We start from the raw sequence: 600 nt of genomic DNA on the forward strand, positions 1-600 counted from the left end.
ACAACTTAACTTCAGCTAAAGCTTTCTTTCAAGTGTATAAAGCTTTATCTATTAGTGTTGAAGGGAAAATAAATTATCACGCATTGCAAGAAACCACTCAGAATAATCTATATAAACATTTTTTCATAACAACAATTAGTGGTATGTATAAATTGATGTTTATTGAGATAGCCTGTTTTTTCGAGAACACATCAGATAAAAAACCGAAAATTTATTCGATTAGACACTTTAAGGAAATATTAGAAAAAAACAATCAGTATCAAATTATTGAAAAAATAGACAATCGATTAAAAAAACACAAAAAATTAGTCAAAGGAATTAAAGAAATAAGAAACAAGCTAATCGCACACAGGGAGGCTAATGTTGACAGGAATTCTTTATATTATGATATAAATATAACCCCAAATAATATATCGAATTTACTTTTTGACTTAACGACTTTATTTAGGGAAATATCTATCGATATGTTTGGATACGAAAATAGTTTATTATTTTCCTCACCAATTATTGAAGATTCTACTTACCATCTTTTAAATGCTCTAAACCTCCCTAATAATTTAGAAAATTAACAACACAAACTCCTGAATGGAATAGAGCCAA

1 protein-coding gene is annotated in these 600 nt (G+C 27.3%); it reads left to right on the forward strand.

All coding sequences use genetic code 11. From position 1 onward, the window contains the following. Window positions 1-569: hypothetical protein (locus Dpoa2040_RS04730; protein ID WP_168640479.1), on the forward strand; the 569-nt coding region annotated here is incomplete at its 5' end. Between the last annotated feature and the right edge of the window lie 31 nt (window positions 570-600).

Source organism: Dickeya sp. CFBP 2040, from assembly GCF_012273755.1.
Lineage (GTDB): Bacteria > Pseudomonadota > Gammaproteobacteria > Enterobacterales > Enterobacteriaceae > Dickeya > Dickeya poaceiphila.